Here is a 21,254-nt window from a genome sequence, read left to right on the forward strand (position 1 = left end):
GAAACTTGCTCTTGCAGTTTTCCTAAGTGCAGGCGCAGTCGGCGCGGTCTTGTGGTACATGACGGCGGCGCGGCCTCTGTTTAAGGATCAGGATCGGCGATTTGAAGGCACGGGCGATGTCGCGCGCGGTAAGCTTGTCTTCGCTGCAGGCGATTGTGCATCCTGTCACGCAGCACCAGGACAGCCAGACCGCTTGAGGCTTGGCGGCGGTATGGCGCTCGCTTCACCATTCGGGACCTTTCGGCCTCCCAACATTTCTCCCGATGCGGTGGATGGTATCGGCGGATGGACTGTCATCGACTTGGCGAACGCCTTGATCAGCGGCGTGTCGCCCAAGCGTGATCACTATTATCCCGCTTTTCCCTACACGAGCTTTACCAGCATGACGCCCGAGGACGTGAAGGATCTCTACGCGTATCTCAAAACACTTCCGAAGGTGTCTGGTCGTGCACCGCCGCACGACCCTGCGCTGCTGTTCAGCATCCGACGGTCTGTGGGGATTTGGAAACTGCTGTTTTTTCGCCAACGATCAACCTCTGCCCGCCTCGACCGAGATCCTATGCATGATCGTGGCGCTTATCTCGTCGAGGCCGTCTCTCACTGCGCCGAGTGCCATTCAACCCGCAACGCCTTTGGCGCAATCAAACCCGACTCTCGCTTTGCCGGTGGCATCGATCCCCAAGGCACGGGATTTGCGCCGAACATCACCCAGGACAGATTGCGCGGATGGACCGAGAACGACATCGCCACGATGCTTAAAACGGGGGAGACGCCGAACCACGGTCGTGTGGGATCCTCCATGGCCGATGTAGTGACAAATACGGCAATGCTGCCTGACAGCGATCGCCAGGCGATCGCGCGCTACATCAAAGGTCTGCCGCCGATAGCCACGCCGCAGCCCTGAAGCGGTGGTCCGTCCAGGACTGCGTCAAGGCAAATGTCGGGACTCAGTGGGCATAAAGATACGCGGCAAGGTCCTTGGCTTCCTCTGGCGAAATCCCGGTCGCAGGCATCGCCGTCTGCGGGGAAAAACTCCGGGGCGAAACGATCCATGTGACAAGGTTGTCGGAATTGTTTTCCAGCACGCCTGCTATGTACACACGCTTTGACAGCCCGGTCAGCGGCGCACCGGTCTGGCCGTCCGCTCCCGGTATGCCGGGAATGGTGTGGCAACCGAAACAGCCGTACCGGCGAAAAATTGCTGGAGCCCGATCAGGGTCGCCGCCGGTGATTGTTTTGGCCACCACCGCTCTGGTGTGGTTGTCGCGCACGACGTTGCCCGCGACGAAAGCGACCGATGCCGCGACGAGGACAATACCCATCAAGATAGCACGGCCCGCGGGTGAGGTAAGCCGGTCAGGCATTTTGTGCCCGTCTTTCGCTCGCACCGCGAATCCAGAGCGCCAGCATCGTCATTGCCGCCGCCGCATAGATCGTACCGGCAGGCACCCACATGATGATGCCCGCCATCTGCTGATCTTCTAGGGCTGTTACCCCCCAGGCCATCGCGGGCCGGGTCTGAGCCACGTAGAGCACGCGTGGAGCGAGCGCCATCAAAGCACCCAAAATGCTGGTGTGGATCATGGTTGCGAAGACATGCCAGGCTGAGGTGCCGTAATCGCTTCGCCAAACAATTGCCCACCAAAACAATATCGCTGTCGCAAAGAAGCTGAGATGCTGGAGGCGATGCAGTGCCGTGTCGGTCACGGCCGCGTCGAACAACACCGGCACGTGCCAGGCCCAGATGGCCAAGCCATGAATGATGGTCGCGTTTGTGGCACTCGTACACCAGTCCCATGGCCCGCGCATCAGAGGCGAACGCATCAACGATCCGGCGATGCGACGGGCTTTCCCAGGTAGCCCCCACAGCAAGATGCCAGCCGGGCGCGCGAGCACGATCAAGGGCGCCGACACAGCCATGACGATCTCGTGCTCGATCATATGAAAGGTAAAAAGGTGCTCGCCTAGCCAGTGAAGCGGCGAGAGCAGCGCACACCCCAATGTCAGCATGCCGCAGCAGTACGGCAAGGTGCGGATGAGCATGCTGCCTGGCCTTCTGCTTCGCCATGTCAGCCTTAGGACGGCTGCGCCGTACAGCGCAGCGAGGATGGCAAAAGGTCCTGCGATCCACGGATCAAAGGTCCAGGGATATCCCACAGGATGTGCGTCGTCACCGTGTGCCATCGCAGGGGTAGCGATCATAAACGAGAGCAGTGTGCAGATCAGCGTTGGCATGGGTCCAGCAGCACCGTGGCCGCCCCCTGCAATGACAGCGCAAAAACAAACGTCAGCGCGACCAGGAAGCCCGCATCGGCGATGAACTGTTGGGACTTGGCCGTTCCCCTTGAAAACGATCGTGACACCATGACGCCAGCAACCGAAGCGAGGAGGAGGATTCCGCAAGAGACTGCGGTCCATAGGCCATTCCGTTGGCAATCGATGTAGGGGGTGATCTGTCCTAGCTGGGTGCCAAGTGCCCAGGCTAGGAGAGGCACCACAAGGCCTGTGTATTTAAGCCAACTGGTCGTCATAGCCGTGGAACCCAATAGAGGCAGGCATACATCGGCAACCACGTCGCCACGACAAAGTTCCAGTACATCGTGTTGTCGTTGACGTCTCCGAAGCGTCGCGCGTTGTCGCCATGCCGTGAAAACATCAGGCAAGTCAGCACGAGCGTCTCGACCAGATCGGTCAGAATATGCGTCGTGTGCAGACCCAGCATGACCCACACGATCGAGCCGTAGGCGTTTTGGTCCCACTTTATATGCATTGCGGGAAATTCGAAGGTACGCAGGATCAGCGGGGCTATGCCGAGCAGGGACATGACGATCAGGCCGATACGAACCTTCAGCAAGTCCTGGTTACGTGCCCAGCGGGCGAGGAAGATGTTGGGAACAAGGCTTGCCACCAAGAGAGCTGTCAGGGTCGTTCCGGCGATTAGATCGGGCAGTGAGGCATCCAGGGGCCAATGCTGGGCCAAGCTCATGAGATAGAGATACACAATGATCGAAAGCGCAAAGCCCGTGCCTTCAATGAGCATGAAGGCAAGCGTTCCCCACCAGGACACGCTCGCGGTACCGAGGCCGTGCGACGGAAGGTCCGTCAGGTCGAGCGTAGCGCCTTTTTTCATGACTCGTCCTCCGGCACGCCCTTTGGCCAGAACCAGCCGATGAGTGCGATCGCCACTGGGATCGAGCCCCAGACCACTGCCCAGGGGGTGAATATCGACCAGATCAGCGTCGCGGTGGTGGCAAGTGCTGCCCACAGCGGCCAGATCGAATCCCCGGACGACGATTCTCGCGCTTCCGGAATCGCTTCGACGACGCTGCTGACCAACAGTTCACGACGGTCGACGCGCAGGCCTTCGGCAACGGGAAGGGCATCTGAGTGGTCTGATAGAGGTTCGAGGCTGCCGACCACTGGCAACCGGGCGAAATTGTACGGCGGCGGCGGTGACGAGGTCGCCCATTCGAGCGTCGAGGCCCCCCAGGGATTGGACGGCGCGGCGTCACCTGACCTGGCACTGCGGATGGCATCGACAAAAAACAAAAGGAAGCCAAGGACAAGGATGACGGCGCTGAGGCTGATGAACATGTTCAGCGCAGACCATGGCATCTCGGGCTGGTAGGTATAGATGCGGCGCGGCATGCCGCGCAGGCCAAGAATATGCATGGGAAAAAAGGTCAGGTTGAAGCCGGTAAAGATTAGACCGAACACCCAGCGGCCGAATGTCTCGTTCATCATGCGGCCCGTGACCTTTGGGAACCAATAATAGACCGCGCCGAGCAAAGGAAACACCGCGCCCCCGACCAGGACATAGTGGAAGTGGGCGACGACGAAATAGGTGTCGTGGACTTGTGTGTCGAACGGGACTGACGCGACCATAACGCCGGTCAGACCGCCGATGACGAACGTGATCATGAAGCCGATGACGAACAAAAACGGCGTCTTGAAGATCGGCCTGCCCGCCCACATCGTCGCCAGCCAGCAGAATATTTGCAGTCCCGCCGGAACCGCGATCGCCATGCTTGAGGCGGTGAAGAAACTCTGTCCGAGCCGGGGAAGGCCTGCGACGAACATGTGATGGACCCAAAGTCCAAAAGCCAGAACCCCCGTGGCGATCATGGCCATCACCATGGCCAGATAGCCGAACACAGGCCGCCGCGTGAATGTCGCGACGATGGTCGATACCATCCCCACCGCCGGCAGGAAGATGATGTAAACCTCAGGGTGTCCGAAGAACCAGAACAGGTGCTGCCACAGCAGGACATCGCCGCCTTCGGCGGGATTGAAGAAATGCGTCTCGACCAGCCGGTCGAGAATAAGCGACGTGCTGGCGATCATGATCGCCGGCATCGCCAGGATGACAAGAAACGACGTGACCAGCATCGACCAGACGAACAAAGGGATCCGGTCGAGAGACATTCCCGGGGCGCGTTGCTTGAAGACCGTCACGACGATCTCGACGGCGACGGCGAGTGCTGAAACCTCGGTGAAGGTGATCATCTGAGCCCACATGTCAGCTCGCTTTCCGGCCGCATACTGAGGCCCGGACAGCGGGACATAGGCGAACCAGCCGATATCCGGTCCAGCATCGAGCACAAAGGCGAGCCACAACAGCAAGCCGCCGGCGAGATAGATCCAGTAGGAGAACGCATTGAGTCGCGGGAAAGCGATGTTGCGCGTTCCCACCATCAACGGCACGAAATAGACGGCCATCGCCTGCATGACGGGCACGGCAAAAAGGAACATCATGTTCGTGCCGTGCATGGTGAAAATCTGGTTGTAACGATCGGGCCCGATGAAGCGGGCTTCGGGTTGCGCCAGCTGCAGCCGCATCAAAAGGGACAAGAACCCGCCCAGCGCCAAGAAGATAAAGGCCGTGGTGATGTAGCGCCGGCCGATGATTTTGTGGTCGACCGTCGATAGAATGCCCCAGAGGCCCGGCGGTGTTGACCAGACCGACGCAAGGCGGCGATCAAGTTCACCATCGTTGAAGGCGGTGTCGCGCGAGTCGCTGCCATCTCTGCCCGTCATTTCAGGCTCTCCATATAGGCGGAGATACTCTGGAGCTCGGCGCTGGTCAGCGGGACCACCGGCATGTTGTTTCCGGGCTTGAGCGTTTGTGGATCGGCAATCCAGGCAGCGAGCGAACCGCGCGTGGTTTCCACAAGCCCGGCGGCGATCGTCTGCCGGCCTCCGATATGCGTAAGATCCGGTCCGGTCGTGCCATTGGCGGCTGTGCCCCGGACCGTGTGGCAGGCAGCACAGGGCTTTGCCAGAAAGGCCGCTCGTCCTGCGGCGGCGTCCGGATCAGCCGGCGTCATCGCATCCCCACGCTGCGAAGCCGCCCAGCGGTCATAGTCCGCTGGCGCCTCGGCGACGACCATGATCGCCATATGGCTATGCTGCAGGCCGCAGAACTCGGCGCATTGCCCCCGATAGACGCCTGGCTTTTCGGCTCGTAACAGCAGACTGTTGGAACGACCCGGAACAAGATCCTGCTTGCCGGCAAGGCTGGGCACCCAGAACGAATGAATGACATCGGCGCTTTCAAGCCGGAGATGAACATCCGTCTTGATGGGAATGTGAATTTCGTTCGCAGTCTGGAATCCGGGCGCTGCGCCGGCACCGGCATAGAAGACCTGCCACCACCACTGCTGTCCCCGCACAGTGATCGTAAGGGCGGCGCTTTCCGGGAAGCCGATATTGCGGGTGGTGTAGAAACTTGCGATCGTCAGACTGGCGATGATGACCACGGTGGCCGCGACCGCGGCAACCACCGTCATTGTCAGCCGTGCCTCCGACTTCGCGTTGTCCGCTCCGGCGCGGCGGCCCCTTAGAAGCGCGACGCCAAGCGTGACCATCACCAGGATCCAGACCACCGTGCAAATGGCGATGGTGCCGATGATCAGGTGCTCCACATGCGTCGCGGGAGCGCCGTGCGGATCAAGTGCCGACTGATTGCCGCTGCAGCCCGACGCGAGGGCGGCAATCAGAAGGGCGCTGACGGCTCTCAAGGGGATGGTCCCTGGTCTGGGTGCACGCCGACCGGTCCCTGGTCGAACAGGATTATCGCCGGGCCGCGATTTTCGGCCGGGCGGGTGTGTCTGTCATCATTGCGACTGGGCGCGGCAATCTTGGGCGTATAGGAACCGATTGTCTGAATATATCCTGCGAGCTGCCAGATCTGCTCGATTGTCATGCGGCCGTGAAATGCAGGCATGCCGTGCGGACGGCCGTCCCGGATGGAAGCAACGATGGAAACCATCTCCGGCCCGTAAAGCCACCAGCCGTCAACGAAGCTGGGCCCGGCTCCGCCGCGACCATCACCATGGCATGTCGCGCAACCGAACCAGCCATAGAGGCGCTTGCCCTGGCTCAGATTGTAAGCGTCCGTTTCATACGGCTTGCCAAGCGCAAAATAACTCTCGGGCGGTGTTCCGCTGATACCGTTGGGCATGAGACGGAACCGGTCGAGGTCGGCAGCAGCCGGCGGATCGAGGCGAAGCTCTCTTGGTTCCCGCAGCCAACCGAGCAGACCGCCCACGCCAACGAGAAGCAGAAGCGCGCCCGCCGCCAGCGCCGACGTCGGATTTGCGACGGTCCTTTCTGTCAAGCGGCTCTCTGCCCCCATGGGATCAACCGTCTGGAGTTAAGTGGATCGGCTAAGGCGGACTGGCAAAAGCTTGTATGACGGCGTCTTCGACTTCGGGTCGTGATGGGCCAATGGAAAGAGCGGGTTGGTTTCGGGAAAATACGCCGCGCAGCAACCCTGTGCGATGTTGTAGGAAACGATCCGCAGGCCGGTGACCTTGCGAACGAAATTGTCGTCGATGGCGGTAGTCACATCAACGGTTTCGCCATCTGCGAAGCCCAGCCGGACGATGTCTTCCCCATTCATGAACACAATCCGGCGCGTGCCTTCAACGCCGCGAAAACGGTCGCTGTAGCCATAGATCGTGGTGTTGAACTGATCGTTTGATCGCAGCGTCGCAAGGTGCAGAACATCGGTTCTGCCAGACGTGGAAAATTCGGGAAAGAGTTTGCCTGGTGTAATGAAATTCGCTTTCCCGCTTTGGGTGACCCATTTTCGCTCGCGCGCCGGCAGCGGCCGGGCGAACCCGCCAGGCTTGAAAAGCCGCTTGTTGAAATCCTTGAAGGTTTCCGGGTATGTCCGCTCGATGGCGTCGCGGATTTCCGCGTAGTTGCCGACCCAGGCGTCCCACGGAGCGTTGGTCTTCCCAAGCGTGGCCTTGGCGATGCCGGCGACAATCGCGGGCTCCGACAGTAGGGTTGGGCTTGCGGGCTTTGCTCGTCCGCGAGAACCATGGAAGTGGGCAATGGAGCTCTCGATCGACACGGCCTGGGGACCAGTCGCCTGCTCGTCCAGCTCGATACGGCCGAGGCAGGGCAGGAGATAGGCGATCTCGCCGTGCAAGACATGGCTGCGGTTGAGCTTGGTCGCGATGTGCACGGTCAGACGCAGTGTGCGCCATCCCTCTTCCATGGCGGTGGTCTCAGGCACCGCTTTCAGGAAATTGCCGCCAAGGCTGATAAAGGCACGGGATTGGCCGTTCATGATTGCTTCGCACGTCTCGACTGTCGAGCGGCCCGTCCAGCGCGGCGGTTCAAATCTATAAAGCTCGGACAATTTGTCCAGCGGCGCTAACCCCGGCTTTTCCGTGATCCCGACGGTGCGCTGTCCCTGAACGTTGGAATGGCCGCGGACGGCGCAGATATTCGCTCCGGGCTTGCCGATATTGCCGCGCAGCAGCGCGAGATTGCAAACCATATGGACGTTCTGGACGCCCATGAGGTGTTGCGTCAGGCCCATGCCGTAAACCATCAGCACGGCATCGGATTTGGCGTAGATGGCCGCGGCCTGCATCATCTGATCGCGGCTGAGCCCTGACACCCGCTCCAGCTCATCCCACTGGTGGGCTCGTGCGGCCAGAGCAAATTCCTCGTATCCGGCCGTATGCTCCTTGATGAAATCATGATCGAGCACGTGCTTCTTATCGGCCGAGGCCATTGAGGCCGCGAATGCGACGATTGCCGCATCGTCAGGATCCTTCGGCTTTCCGTCCTCTCCTGCTATCCGACTGGTGCCTGATGCCTTGAGGGCATCGTCGGCTTCGATGAGCGCCTTGCAGACGCCGAACAGAGCGGCGATATCGCCGCCATTTTTGACCTGATAATATTCCGACGAAATCTTCGTCTCTTGGCCGGTCAGCATCTGAATCGGCGATTGCGGATTGATGAAGCGCTCCAAGCCGCGTTCGCGCAGCAAGTTGAAGGTGACGATCTTCACGCCGCGGTCGACAGCGTCCTGGAGGTCGTGCAGCAGGCGCGGGGAACATGTTCCTACGTTTTGGGCGATATAGAAAATACAGTCGGTATTTTCGAAGTCCGACAAAATTGCTGTCCCAACAGAGGCGCCGATACTTTCCGGAAGTGCCACCGACGAGCTTTCGTGGCACATGTTGGAACTGTCCGGTAAATTGTTGCTGCCGTACATGCGGGCAAACAACTGGTACATGTAGCTCGCCTCAAGGGACGCACGGCCCGACGTGTAAAGGTCGACCTGGTGAGGATCGAGCGCGCCCAACTCCCTGCCGATCTCGTCGAAGGCTTGTGCCCACGCCACCGGAACATACTTGTCGCTGATCGGATCCCATCGCATGGGATGGGTCAACCGGCCCTGTTCCTCCAAGTCATGATCTGGCCAGAGTTCCAGCTTGCTGAGTGTGTGCTTTTCGAAGAACGCGGGGTCGGCCCGTCGGGACGTGATTTCCCAGGCCGTCGCCTTTGCTCCGCTTTCGCAGAATTCGAGCGGATGCGGCCGGGCAGGTTTTGCCCAGGCACAACTGACGCACATATAGCCTTCGGGCTTATTCTGGATCGAAAGCAGCTTTGGCGCTTTCAAAGGGACGTGCTCTCTCGCGATGATCGCGGCCACGGATTTAGCTGAGCCCCAGCCGCCGACCGGTCCGTCATACGGTTTGATTGTGGCCGACCTTGCTTTCGATGTCATTTCTGCCTCGTTTGCATGAAGCGAGGCCGGACCTGGTCTCACCCATATCGACGCGATGCCCGCCGGCAAGTGAAACGACATTCGAGAACGCACCCGAACTATCCAGGTTGCTGCTCAGTCTGCCGAGCCCGGATACATAGAACTTGGAATCTGGCGCGTGGTTCCACGAAGGATTAGACCCTGCTGATACAACCAGATTGCCCTTCAAGAGTTCTTGCTATTATTTTGAGCAAGGGCAGCTTCTGTTGCCGTTCAAAGGCAACCAAGTCATGGACGTCCCCATCGCGCTGACAACGAACGCCAAAGTGGGCAAGAGCGGTCTGCTGCTCGTCTCGGACAATTGTGATGCGCGAGAACTACTGTGCATTGTGCGCGGCGCCAGGCGACTCTCGACCCGCTGCCGCGGCAAAGGCCATTTGCCCGCTGACTCTCCCAGAATTTGAATGGCCTATCGGGAGGGTCAAATTCCACTCGCCCGCGGCAATCGAACCCGATTGCCTCATCAGGCGATATTTTGGCTGGTGACGAAATGCCGGAGACCGGGCGCGCAAAGCATTGCTATTTTGGCATCTGGGTAGGCGAGGGGCAGATCGCGAACCAGCGCTGACGTCAGAACAACGTCCCCGATGTACTTTGTCTGAATAATAAGAATGGACTTGATGGTCGACCGGTCCTTCGTGGCAAGCGCCGATGCCAATCCGCATTTGCCATTTCCGAAGAGGCGGACAGCGCGACGGTTCGCCACTTGGACCGAAAACTGCGGCCATCGGCTTCAACCCTGACGAGCTGGTTGTTTGACAGCCGGAGGCGAGCGTCCGTCCGCTGGCGCGGCAGCCCAGTTCGATGCCATATCTGTTTCGCCCCGACCGGAGCCTGAGGGAGGTGCCTCCCAGGCCCGTTCCGCCCAAAGCGATGCCTCGAACCCTCCCTCGTCTTCAGGTGTGGAAGGCGACGAGAGCTCATGCTCTCTTTGGCCGGCAAGCCGCTTGAGAAGCCTGAGAAAATCATCGACGAAGGTGAAGATGACGGGGATGGCGACGAGGCTGAGGACGGTGGAAGTCATCAGGCCGCCGATGACAACAATCGCCATCGGTTGACGGAAACTGGAGTCGCCGCCGCTGAGACTGAGGGCTACCGGAAGCATCCCACCGCCCATCGCGATCGTCGTCATGAGGATCGGGCGAGCGCGCTTGTGGCAGGCGTCGACAAGGGCGTCGAAGCGCGAGAGACCGGAGCGGAGTGAGATGATCGCGTATTCGACCAGCAGGATCGAATTCTTCGTCACCACGCCCATCAGCATGAGCAGTCCGATCACCACTGGCATGGAAAAGCTTGTGCCGGTCAGCACCAACGGCAAAAGCGCACCGCCAAGCGACAGCGGAAGCGCCATAAGGATCGTCAATGGCTGAAGGAAATCATGAAAGAGAAGAACCAGCACCGCATAGATGCAGAAGATCCCGATCCCCATGGCAATAGCGAAACTGCCGAAGAGCTCGGAGCTGCGCTCCAATTCTCCTTGCTCGACGAGTCGGACGCCTTCCGGGAGATTGTGAAGCGCGGGCAATGCCTGTGCTTCGCGATAGACGTCGCCCAGGATGCGCCCGTTGAGTTCAACCGACAGCGTGACATTTCGCGAGCGGTCGATGCGGCTGATCTCCGAGGGGCTGCCGCCGATGCTGATCTCGGCGACCGAGCCCAGATCGACGCTGCCCCTGGCGCCGACAACGCGAAGATTGGCGATGTCGTCAAACGTGGTGCGGTTGCTAGGGTCAAACCGAACGCGGATGGGAAGCTGGCGCTGCGGCAAGTTGAGCTTCGCGAGCGAAGAGGAATAGTCGCCATTGGTTGCCACGCGAACTGCCTCGGAAATCGCTTCCGCCGTGATGCCGAGAGCGGCCGCGCGGTCGAGGTTCGGGACGATCTGAATTTCCGGCGCCTGCAGGGAGGCACCGGAGGTGACCGCGCCGACCGCCCTGAGCGTGCGCAGTTGCTCTTCGAGCGCTCCGGCTGCCTGGCCGAGCGCGTTGGCATCGTCGCTGGCTAGCGTGAGTTCTAGTGTCGTGCCGTTGCCGCCCGTACCCACAGCGATCCTGGCGCCGGGGAGAACGGCGAGTGCCTGGCGGATATCATTCTCGATCTCGTTCTGCGTGCGGCTGCGTTCGCTGATCTTTCTCAGATCGACGACGAGCGACGCCGCCGCCGTATCGACGGTGGTCGAAGAATCGATAAGGTCACCTGAAGAAGTGGCCCCGACAGAAGAGAAGACATGCGTCACGTCAGGCAGTCGGGAAACGATCTCCGCGGCTCGTCGCGTGATCGCCTCCGTCTGCCCAATGGTGCTGCCGGGTTGCAGCGTCAAGGTGACTTGCGTCTGCGCATCATCCGAAGCGGGAAGAAAACCGGAACTGAGGAACGGGATCGTCGACATCGAAAGGCCGAGGAACAGGCAGACGCCAAGGACCGTCAGTTTGCGGCGCTGCAGGCAAGTTTTCACGACGGCCATGTAGGCGCGCATAACCCGGCCGTCCTTCACCTCAATCGGATGGGCCTTCATCATGTAAGCCGCCATCATCGGCGTCAGTAGGCGCGCGACGATCAGGGAGGCGAGAACCGCCACGGCTGCTGTCACGCCGAACTGACGGAAGATCAGGCCGGGAATACCGCTCATAAAGGCAGTCGGCAGGAAAACGGCGACGAGCGTGAAGGTGGTGGCGATGACGGCAAGGCCGATCTCGTCGGCGGCTTCGAGCGCGGCCTGCTTCGGCGGTTTTCCCATTTGCAGGTGACGCGCGATGTTCTCGATCTCGACGATCGCATCGTCGATGAGGATGCCGACCACGAGCGAGAGCGCGAGCAGCGTTACCGTGTTCAGGCTGAAATCAGCCATGTACATGACAAGGAAGGTCGGGATGACCGATAGGGGCAGCGCCACCGCCGCAAGGACAGTCGCCCTCCAGTCGCGCAGGAAGAGCCAGACCACGACGATTGCGAGGATGGCGCCCTCGTAGAGCATGTGCATGGAGCCGTCATAGTTTTCGATGATCGGCCCGGTAGTGCTGTAGGCCTCGACGATTTCGACATCTGGCTTGGCGGAGGCGAAGTTCCGCATAGCAGTGCGGATGGCTGCGGCGACGCCCGTATCCGAAAAGCCATTCGAGCGCTTGACTTGCACAGCGATGATCGGCTCGCCATCGAGGTAGGCGATGGATGCACGGTCGGCGAAGCTGTCCGAAACAGTGCCGATCTCGGCGAGACGCACCAGAGCGCCACTCGGGAGCGGGATCGCGAGCGCTCTCAACGCCTCGATCGACGAAACCGCGCCGAGCGTACGGATCACCTGCTTGCTGCCGCCGATTTCCGTCCGGCCGCCTGAAGCGTCCGACTGCATGGATTTGAGCCGCGCGGAAACGGTCGCGGCGCTGAGGCCGAGCGAACTCATCAACTGGGGATTGAGATCGATATGCACTTCACGATTGATGCCGCCGATGCGGCTGACCTGGCCGACGCCGGGCACGGCAAGCAAGGCCTTCGTCATGTCGTTGTCGACGAACCAGGAGAGTTCCGTCTCATTGAGGCGGACGGAGCGCACGGCGTAGGTAAGGAGCGGCGAGCCCTGCACCATCGTTTTCGTCACACTTGGTGTCTGCATCTGGGCAGGCAGGTCGCCGCTCATACCGTTGACGGCATTGCGCACCTCGTTCAACGCTGCTTCGCCGTCCTTCTCCAGCTTAAAGGAGACATTCATGCTGACCGCCCCGTCCGTGATCGTGGTCGTGACGTGATCCAGGAGGCTCAACGAGGCGAGCTTGTCTTCGATCTTGCGCGCGACTTCAGTTTCGAGTTGGGCCGGTGCAGCACCTTCGAGCGCGGCGTTGATCTGGACAGTCGGCAGCCCCATGTCGGGGAAGTTCTGTATCGCCAGGCGATCGAAGGCGAGTAGGCCGCCAACGGTGAGCAGGATGAACAGCAGGATTGCCGGAACCGGATTGCCGATCGACCAGGCGGAAAAGTTCATCGGGCGTCCTCCTCTACTCGGACAAGGGCTCTATCCGAAAGAAAGGCGCCGCCCGTCGTCACCACATCGGCCCAGGGATCAAGGCCCGAGAGGATTTCCACTTCCCTGCCATTGCGGCGGCCGGTTTCAACACGAACGCGTGAGGCACGCCTGTCTGTGTCCACGGTGAAGACGTAAGCGATGCCGTCCCGCATCACGAGCGCCGTCTCGGGCAGGGCGACGGCCTGCGTGGTCGCAAGCTCGATCTGGCCGGTGACGTAGAGGCCGACGGGTGGGTTTGGCTCCTCCGGCAGCGCCACATAGGCGAGCACCCTTCCGGTATCGGTGCTGACCGTCGGCCCGACGAGCCGCACGGTGCCTACGACGCGCCGCCCCTCCGGACTGACGATCGTGGCGGTCAGGCCCTCCTTGATGCGAGGCAAATAGCGTGCAGAGACTTCAGCCTGCCACTCGACACGCTGCTGGCGCACAAGACGGAATAGCTCCGTGCCCGACGAGACGACCGCGCCGAGTTGGACCGAACGGGCGGTGATCAGCCCGTCGTCCGGCGCCACTATAGTCGCCTGAGCAAGCTTGATCTTCTGGCTTTCGAGCGAGGCTTCGGCGGATTCGACACCAGCGACTGCGGTCTGCTCTGCGATCACATATTCGGTGATCTTCTCCTCGGAAAGCGCGCCGCTTGCCTGCACCTTGCGCGCTCGGTCCGCACTCGCCCTGGCTTTGGCAAGGTCTGCCTTCGCACTTGCCAGCAAGGCCTCCTCCTTGCGCAGTTCCGCGCGCACCGATTGATCAGCGAGCCGAACGAGAGGCTGATCCCTCGAGACGATTGACCCGACATCGGCGAGCACATCCGTCACACGCAGGCCGCCTATTTCCGCAGCGATGACCGCCTCGTGCCAGGGCTTCAGCCAGCCGCTGGCGGGTATCGTTTCAGGCCACTGGCGTTCCGCGGGCTTTGCCACGGCGACGGTAAGCGCTGCCGCCTCGTTCGGTTGCGCAAGTGCAGGCTCTGCGGCGAGGACAAGATTCCCACTCAGGAAGGCGACGAGGAGAAGAGGTGAAGATCGCATTAGAGCAGGCTTTCTTTCGACTTTTCCTGCAGATTCTTGGGTGAGGAAGCGCTCTCGTTCCAGCCGCCGCCGAGCGCCTTGTAGAGCGCGATCCAACAGCGCACCGCGTCGCGACGGATTTCGATGAGCGAAACCTCCGCCGACTGAGCCGAACGCCGCGCCTCCTCACGGTCAAGCAGGCTTGCGCCACCGGCCTTCCAATTCGAATCCACGGCTTTGAAATAGGCGCGGTAGTTGCGTGCCGCGCTACTGGCGTCGCTGACGCGTCGCCGCGTACTGTCGATCCGAACGAGGGCGGTCTCGACTTCGGAGACCGCGTCCAGCACGCCTGATTTGTAGGCGGCCACCGCCCCCTGGTATGCGGCTGCCGCGCCGCCCACTGCTGCCCGCCGCGAGCCCCCGTCGAAGAGCGGGATCGAGATGGCCGGGCCAAAGGACCAAGGCAGAGAGGTTCCCATCAGCGATGAACTGCCGATCGTGACGGAGCCGCCGAGGCTGAGGCTGGGATAGAGATTGGCTTTTGCCGCGCCGACCTCGGCGAGCGATGCGGCGACCTCGAGTTCCAGGGCGTCGATGTCGGGGCGCTGCCGTAAGGCGTCGGCAGGCACGGCGGATAGTTTGAGGCTCTTCGGCGTGGGTAATCCTTGCTTGCCCATCGCCAGAATATCGCGGACATGAGGCTCGTCACCGCCAGCAAGGCGGACGAGCGACTTGACGAGAACCTCGCATTCGGCACGCTGGGCGCTTCGTGTCGAGGCCGAGGTAGCAGCACTCGCCCGCCCCAGCGCAAGGTCGGCGCTCGACGTTATGCCGGAGGTTGCGGCCGTTTCCATTGCCCGGATCGTCTCGCGCTCCGAGGCAAGTTCAGTGGTATAGACTTGCTCCAACTGCCGGCAGGCACGGTATTGCACATAGTAGTCCGCCACCTCGGCGGCCAGTGAGACGCGCGCATCGTGCCAATCGGCGATCCGCTCGTGGACCCGCAGCCGCGCGGCCTCGCTCCTCTGCCGCGTCTTGCCGAACAGATCGATTTCCCAGGAGGCGTCGAGGCCACCGCTCGTCGTCGTGGCGGCAGCAACCTGGTTGGCTTTGTTGCCGCCCGTTCCTGCGTGGGCGAGTGACGCCGAGCCGCCAATCGCGGGGAAAAAGCTGGCCTGCGTGGATGCAAGCGTGGCGCGCCCCCTCTCGATCTCTGCCGCAGCGGACTCGAGCGTGGGGCTTTCCGCCTGCGCCGACGCAATGAGGGCCGTCAGCGATCGATCGGAAAAGGTCGACCACCAAGACACGAGATCGCCGGTTCGGCCGCCATGCGGAAGGGCGGCATGCCAGGCATTGGCGATTTTGGGATCAGGTTGCTTGACGCTGGCGATGGTGGTGCAGCCTGAAACGACCAGGCACGCCGCAATGCCGGTTGTGCCGATAGTCCCGCGATTGCCTGCCTTTGTCGCGGACTCCAATCGGTGGATGATGCGGTCCGGCGTAAAACGGCCAGTTGGAAAGACCATCATGACAATGGCCACCAGTCGATGCATGTCTACCGCCTTGTTCCGGGCCGCCGCCGGGAAGAGCCATCGAAGTTCTCCGTCCGGCGATCGGCATACTCGCGACCGTTCCTTTCAGTCGCGTCTGGCGGCATTAATCCCGATTTGTCATTGCCTTGGATTATGTGTTGTTAAGAGTTGCTAAGGCGCCAGGCGGGAAGTGCGGATGCGTACCGCGCACAGAATTGCTGCCGGGGTCGCTGGGACGTGGCCGGTGCGGGGCGGCGCAGCAACAAAATTAAACACAATTGTTGCTGACAGCCGTGATGGGCAGCGTGTTATTCCGAAAGGGAAAGGGCAACCAGAATGGCCAAGCCTATGGATAACGTCGGATCAAATGTCCTTGCTCAAGCTTCGGCCCGAATTCTCGTGGTTGAGGATGACCGGGATATAGCAACTATGCTGATCGAACTGATGAAGGATGCGGGCTATGCTGCCGAGACGGTCGGATCGGCCATGGAGATGGATCGCGTCTTAAAAAAGAAAGAGTTCAACCTGATCGTGCTGGATGGAATGTTGCCTGGAGAGGACGGTTTCAGCATTTGCAGAAGGATCAGGGCATCGGATACGACGCCCATCCTCATGCTCACCGCGCTGACGAAAGAGGTGGACAGGGTCGTTGGCCTGGAAATGGGTGCTGATGACTATGTCACAAAACCGTTCAGCTCCAGGGAGCTTTTGGCGAGAATAAAGGCGCTGTTACGCCGATCGTCGTACTCAAGCCAAATCAAACCGAGTCAGGACCCGATGACGTTCGCCGGCTGGCGCATCGATCCTGTCACGCGCGAATTGACGGACATTGACGGAGTGCACGTGCCGCTTACGACAGCGGAATTCGATGTGCTGCTTGTGTTCTGCGAGAACCCTCGGCAGGTGATGAACCGGCAAGACATACTTGCCCGCACCCACGCTGGCGCTGCCGGACCTGTCGAGCGCAGCATTGATGTGCATGTGAGCCGTATCCGGCAAAAGATAGAGCCGAACTACAAGGAGCCCACATTCATCAAGACAGTGCGGTTGGGCGGCTACATCTTCACTCCGGAGGTTGCGGTAGCTATATGATTGGTCGGTTCAGACGGGCGCCCATCCGGCTCCAGTTCGTCGTGCTCGCCGCGATTCCTATTCCGGCAGTGCTCCTTAGCGTCGTCGCGCTCTTGCCGGAGCCGTACATCTTCCAGGCCAAGCAAGTGGTTGCGGTCAGAAGCACACAGATCGAATTGATCGTAGAGCAACTCAGAAACAGCGCGGACGATGCCGACGCCGACAAGCTGCTGCGAGCGACCGCTCCCATAGGTCTGGAGATGAGGATTTTGCCGTGGCGTGATCTTAACGCCGGAAGCAGCCACCAGGGGGATATGCAATTCATCGCCGATGATCTCCGCGACGTGCTGCCCCCTGAATTTGAGACTACGGTTCTTCCGCAGGACGCTGAACACAATGCTTTGGCGGTGCGTGTTGACGCCAAGCGCGGCCTCCTGGTCCGGTTCTCCGACGCCGATACCTATCCAGCCGTCTTCGGCACGATTGTCGAACTCGTTGCCAAGATTTTGATGTTAATCCTGCCGATGCTTCTGCTGGTGCTTTACATAGGTGGTGTGATCACGGCGCCACTCGTCCGCTTTGCCGAAGCTGCAAAGAGCTTGCGGCTCGACGGCAACGAGGAGCAGTTGTTCGCTGAAGCAGGCGCCAAGGAGCTTCGCACCCTCGCAACAGCACTCAACGATATGCGGCGCGGAATTCGCAAGATGGTCGATGACCGCACGCGGATGCTGACCGCAGTGAGCCACGATCTGAGAACACCACTGACGCGGCTAAGAATGCGCGTGGAGCGATCAAAGGAGATCCCGTCGAAACAAGCGATGCTTGACGATATCGCCACATTGACCGCGATGCTCGAGGAAAGCCTTCAATATCTGAGCAGCACGGCCCGCGACGAGCCGTTTCGAAAGGTTGATATTGCAGCCCTGATGAAGACAATCGTTGCCGGGTTCTCCGATCTTGGACACACGGTGATTTACGTCGGCCCCGAGAGATTCGGATATTCATGCAAGCAGAAAGGGCTGACGCGGGCAGTAACCAACATCGTGGAAAATGCCGTCAGGTTCGGGAAGATCGTGCATGTCCAATTGTCCAATTTTCCGCCAAACAAAGTGTCCATTGTTGTGCAGGACGATGGCCCCGGCCTTGCAAAGGGTCTCCACGAGAAGGCTCTAGAACCATTTTTCAAGGCGGATGAGGCCCGATCCTCGAACACCAACAGCGGCTTTGGGCTGGGTCTCTCGATCGCGGACGAGATCGCAAAGAGCCATAGTGGGTCGCTATCACTCGAGAACATACCGCCGCACGGGCTGCGAGCGACGATATCGCTGCCGGCGGCACGGGTTGTTCCGCTCAAAAGCACCAAGACTGACGACATGCAAGGGCAGGCGTCAACGCGGCAGGCGCTCGCCAAAGGCAGATAGTCGGCACGACGCAGGGCGCGTGAGGCGGCGTCTCCTGGCGCTGCAAGGTCTGATGCTTCGTGAAGCCGGCGCGACCGCGCCACGTCCTGAAGCAGTTTCTTCATTTCTCTCAAAGAAACGCGGTCCGCGCGCATCATCTGTCTAATGAGAGGGTCTTTCAGGATGTCTGCGCACGAACCGGACGCGACCTACTTCGAGCCTGTAACCGAACTGAAGCGGAGCACGGAGGTTGTTCGTGGCCATGTAGGCAGAGGCACAAGGCCGTCTGAGAAAATGAATGTTGATTTGGCGCGAGCGAGTGTGGGGCGAGATTCTGAACCCTATTTGACGCGGTAGCGACTCGCCGAAGTTGCCACGATACATCTTGAAGACTGGGCAGGCGCGGTTGCCGGGCCAACATACCTCGGAAGAAAATCTGCAGATTCCACGATCGACGTTGCACCGCTGGCAGAAGCGTAACCAGGTCATAGCATTGCGTAAGGGCCTCGGCAGGCACGTCTTCCCGCTGGCCCAGTTCGTTGACGGAAGACCCGTTGCTGGAACACCCGAGGTGTTCGCGCTGGCAAAACCGCCAAGGCTTGCATGGTCATGGCTCGTTCGCCCTTCACGCTACCTTGAGGGCAGCGTTCCCATCGAGTTGCTGAGACGAGACCTTGTCGATGAAGTCGTCATAGCTGCCAAGCGTTCGTTCTGTCCCGCGCGCAGCGAGTAATGTCAGGCGAAAGTCGTCGGCCGAATCGGGCACGGCAGGCTCATTTCCAGCCATCGCAGATCATTTCGAGGCCGGGTTTCACCCCAGCCTGGTCATTTCATGCAGGCGGATCGTCGTCCGGCAGCCGTTTGTAGTGAGCAAGTTGTCTATGGCCTGATAACAACTCTTAACAACACAAAATCCAAGGTAATGGCGAATCTGACCTAATGCCGCCATCCGAACCGTGTGAGCGCGCGCCTCGGGTGAGACCATTCTGAAGTGTCTGACTTGAGTCGGCGCAACGGGACCCCTCCATCAACATCGCGACAATTGGCATATTCAGGGCAGATCTCATGGTAATTCTTGTCGTCATGGTCACGCTTGTGGCTGCGAGCATCATGTACGTCTACCGTTTCCGGGGTGAGGCCCGCTACGAAAGCCTGTCTGAGTACATCCGCAAGGGGTGGCCAATTTTTTCGCCGCTGAATTGCGCGTTGTACATGACAACGCTGCCGCACGGATCAAAGGCCGTTCTCGACCCGGCTGATTTTCCGGAACTCGAGGTGCTGCGTCAGAACTGGCAAACCATTAGCTATGAAGGCATCGAATTGCTGCGCGAGAATTACTTTGACGCCAGCAAACGGCCCGGCACCGCTGGGACTTATGACGTCGGCTTCCGAACGTTCTTCAAGTATGGCTGGAGCCGCTTCTACATCAAGTGGTACGGGTATGAGCATCATTCCGCAAGACGCCTGTGCCCCAGGACCGTCAAGATACTGCAGGGCGTGCCGAGCATACATGGAGCGATGTTTGCCTATCTACCCAAAAGAGCCCAGTTGACCCGGCATGCCGATCCGATCGCCGTATCACTGCGCTACCACCTTGGCCTCGTCACCCCGAACTCCGACGCCTGCTTCATCAATGTGGATGGCCGCAACCTGAGTTGGCGCGATGGCGAGGTTATCATGTTCGATGAGACCTACCTGCACTTCGTGCGCAACGATACCGACTGCGACCGCCTCATCCTCATGTGTGACGTGAAAAGGCCATTGAACCTGCTGGGTGCGGTGTTCAATTTCTTCTACGAAGGCCTAACACGTGCCACGGTGGTACCCAATACGGCGGAGGACCATCGTGGCTTGGCCAACAAGGTCTTTGCGGGGCTCGCGCCTCTCCTGGCAGGCAGCAAGGTACTGAAGTCGACGAACCGTCCCCTGTACCTGGTCATCAAGTGGGCGGTGAATACCCTGCTGTTGCTACTGCTGTTGGGGCTGTTTGCCGGCATGGCGAAGTTGCTGAGCCAGCTCGTCTAAACGCTTAGCTTCGATTTGATATCCACAATCCAAAGGAAAGGCCGAGCGCTTGTTGTGCCTCCAGGCTAACCGCGTGGGTCGCGCCGCAACATTTCTTAACATCACAAAATCCAAAGCAACCTCGTAGTCCGAAACAGTGCGCCCGCTGGAGGTGCGACTGTCCACCCTCCTTAGGAGCCGATTCGTATGTCAGCTACAAAGTCTTTCCCTTATCCGCGGCCAGGTAGGGGTCGGCTTCCTCACCGGCGGCGCAAAGGACAGCCCCATTGTTTGGAAAAACGTGCAGCCGTCCGGGTTCTTATGTGGGGGTATAGGTTCTAGGAGTTCCGTACCCATTCGCTAGCCTTGGCATGACCGTCGGCCATCTCCCGGCACAACAAGCCACTGGCAGCCGGCAGGGCAATCCTGTCGACGTTTTCCCGTCAGCAAGGACTCTTCTTCCCTTCAAAATCCCCGCTGGCCGCCCCCCGGGAGGCTTAAATGAATATTCTTTGGCGGTAATGCGGAGCTACACAATGTCGGACCCGACTACTCTATTCCGCGCTTGGATGTCGCATCCTTTTCGGACCGCCTTACTCGTGTCTTCCGGGCGAGCTCTGGCGGCGGCAATGACTCGCGAAATCAGCTCTTCACAGTCTCCGGTTGTCGAGCTTGGCCCCGGAACTGGCGTCTTCACCCGACAGCTGATCGTTCGCGGCGTGCCTCAGGAGCGCATAGCGCTCATAGAAAGCGCCACTGCCTTTTCCCACATGCTACGTCGCCGGTTTCCGGCTGCACCCTTGCTGGACATCGATGCGACGGAGTTGCGGCGATGCGATCCTTTTAATGGCGAGAAGATTGGCACGGTGGTCAGCAGCCTCCCGCTTCTCACCATGCCGGCTTGGCGGGTTTTCGCCATTCTATACGGCGCTTTCCACATTCTTCGTCCGGAAGGAGCTGTCTATCAATTCACCTATGGCTGGCGGTGCCCGGTACCTGACTCCGTTCTCGACCGGCTCGGGCTTGAGGCGACATTTACTGAATGGGTTTTCGCCAACGCGCCACCTGCGCGGGTTTACCGGATCGCCCGGCGCTCGGATGCGATCGGAAGAGCGTGATGGACTTCCCCGTTTGCCGTCGAGCTTC

The 21,254-nt window shown here is 60.2% G+C and carries 15 protein-coding genes and 1 pseudogene; 6 read left to right on the forward strand and 10 right to left on the reverse strand.

Annotated features, from left to right (window positions below; all coding sequences use genetic code 11):
• Positions 1–58 precede the first annotated feature (58 nt).
• On the forward strand, positions 59–904 hold the full coding sequence (locus tag NKI38_RS19205) for a c-type cytochrome (protein ID WP_352659805.1): 846 nt from the start codon (positions 59–61) through the stop codon (positions 902–904).
• A gap of 43 nt (positions 905–947) precedes the next feature.
• On the opposite strand, the gene NKI38_RS19210 is transcribed toward NKI38_RS19205, so the two are convergent.
• The 10 genes and pseudogenes from NKI38_RS19210 to NKI38_RS19255 form a co-directional block, all read right to left on the reverse strand.
• A complete protein-coding gene (locus tag NKI38_RS19210) occupies positions 948–1,322 on the reverse strand; it encodes a c-type cytochrome (RefSeq protein WP_352659764.1) in 375 nt (124 codons plus the stop codon).
• Positions 1,323–1,356: 34 nt separating this feature from the next.
• Complete coding sequence (locus tag NKI38_RS19215) at positions 1,357–2,235, reverse strand: cytochrome c oxidase assembly protein (RefSeq protein ID WP_352659765.1); 879 nt, start codon at positions 2,233–2,235, stop codon at positions 1,357–1,359.
• A gap of 292 nt (positions 2,236–2,527) precedes the next feature.
• Positions 2,528–3,130 carry a cytochrome c oxidase subunit 3 gene (locus tag NKI38_RS19220; protein WP_352659766.1) on the reverse strand — a complete coding sequence of 201 codons (603 nt, stop codon included), beginning with the start codon at positions 3,128–3,130 and terminating at the stop codon, positions 2,528–2,530.
• Positions 3,127–5,037, reverse strand: a complete 1,911-nt coding sequence (gene ctaD / locus NKI38_RS19225; RefSeq protein WP_352659767.1) for a cytochrome c oxidase subunit I — start codon at positions 5,035–5,037, stop codon at positions 3,127–3,129. The genes NKI38_RS19220 and ctaD overlap by 4 nt, the downstream gene beginning before the upstream one ends.
• Entirely contained in the window at positions 5,034–6,020 is a 987-nt protein-coding gene (gene coxB / locus NKI38_RS19230; RefSeq protein ID WP_352659768.1) for a cytochrome c oxidase subunit II, read from the reverse strand. Before coxB ends, ctaD begins: the two co-directional genes overlap by 4 nt.
• Positions 6,017–6,637: a c-type cytochrome gene (locus NKI38_RS19235; RefSeq protein ID WP_352659769.1), complete on the reverse strand. Its 621-nt coding sequence runs from the start codon at positions 6,635–6,637 to the stop codon at positions 6,017–6,019. Before NKI38_RS19235 ends, coxB begins: the two co-directional genes overlap by 4 nt.
• An 18-nt stretch (positions 6,638–6,655) precedes the next feature.
• Positions 6,656–9,037 (reverse strand): FdhF/YdeP family oxidoreductase, encoded by a 2,382-nt coding sequence (locus tag NKI38_RS19240; RefSeq protein WP_352659770.1) that lies wholly within the window; start codon positions 9,035–9,037, stop codon positions 6,656–6,658.
• 979 nt (positions 9,038–10,016) lie between these two features.
• A pseudogene (locus NKI38_RS19245) lies at positions 10,017–13,052 on the reverse strand (efflux RND transporter permease subunit); the annotation flags it as partial.
• Entirely contained in the window at positions 13,049–14,122 is a 1,074-nt protein-coding gene (locus NKI38_RS19250) for an efflux RND transporter periplasmic adaptor subunit (RefSeq protein ID WP_352659771.1), read from the reverse strand. The gene NKI38_RS19250 and the pseudogene NKI38_RS19245, both read right to left, overlap by 4 nt.
• Positions 14,122–15,654 (reverse strand): efflux transporter outer membrane subunit, encoded by a 1,533-nt coding sequence (locus tag NKI38_RS19255; RefSeq protein ID WP_352659772.1) that lies wholly within the window; start codon positions 15,652–15,654, stop codon positions 14,122–14,124. Before NKI38_RS19255 ends, NKI38_RS19250 begins: the two co-directional genes overlap by 1 nt.
• A 315-nt stretch (positions 15,655–15,969) precedes the next feature.
• On the opposite strand from NKI38_RS19255, the gene NKI38_RS19260 reads away from it, so the two are divergent.
• The 5 genes from NKI38_RS19260 (at position 15,970) to NKI38_RS19280 (ending at position 21,226) form a co-directional block, all read left to right on the forward strand.
• Positions 15,970–16,725 (forward strand): response regulator, encoded by a 756-nt coding sequence (locus tag NKI38_RS19260; protein ID WP_352659773.1) that lies wholly within the window; start codon positions 15,970–15,972, stop codon positions 16,723–16,725.
• Positions 16,722–18,125: an ATP-binding protein gene (locus NKI38_RS19265; protein ID WP_352659774.1), complete on the forward strand. Its 1,404-nt coding sequence runs from the start codon at positions 16,722–16,724 to the stop codon at positions 18,123–18,125. The genes NKI38_RS19260 and NKI38_RS19265 overlap by 4 nt, the downstream gene beginning before the upstream one ends.
• Positions 18,126–18,489: 364 nt before the next feature.
• Positions 18,490–18,837, forward strand: coding sequence for an antitoxin Xre/MbcA/ParS-like domain-containing protein (locus tag NKI38_RS19270; RefSeq protein ID WP_352659775.1), 348 nt, complete (start codon positions 18,490–18,492; stop codon positions 18,835–18,837).
• 332 nt (positions 18,838–19,169) lie between these two features.
• On the forward strand, positions 19,170–20,129 hold the full coding sequence (locus NKI38_RS19275; RefSeq protein ID WP_352659776.1) for an aspartyl/asparaginyl beta-hydroxylase domain-containing protein: 960 nt from the start codon (positions 19,170–19,172) through the stop codon (positions 20,127–20,129).
• Positions 20,130–20,737: 608 nt separating this feature from the next.
• Positions 20,738–21,226 carry a class I SAM-dependent methyltransferase gene (locus NKI38_RS19280; protein ID WP_352659777.1) on the forward strand — a complete coding sequence of 163 codons (489 nt, stop codon included), beginning with the start codon at positions 20,738–20,740 and terminating at the stop codon, positions 21,224–21,226.
• The last annotated feature ends 28 nt before the right edge of the window (positions 21,227–21,254 follow it).

Origin of the sequence: Mesorhizobium sp. M0621 (assembly GCF_040320745.1) — a bacterium.
Classification (GTDB): domain Bacteria; phylum Pseudomonadota; class Alphaproteobacteria; order Rhizobiales; family Rhizobiaceae; genus Mesorhizobium.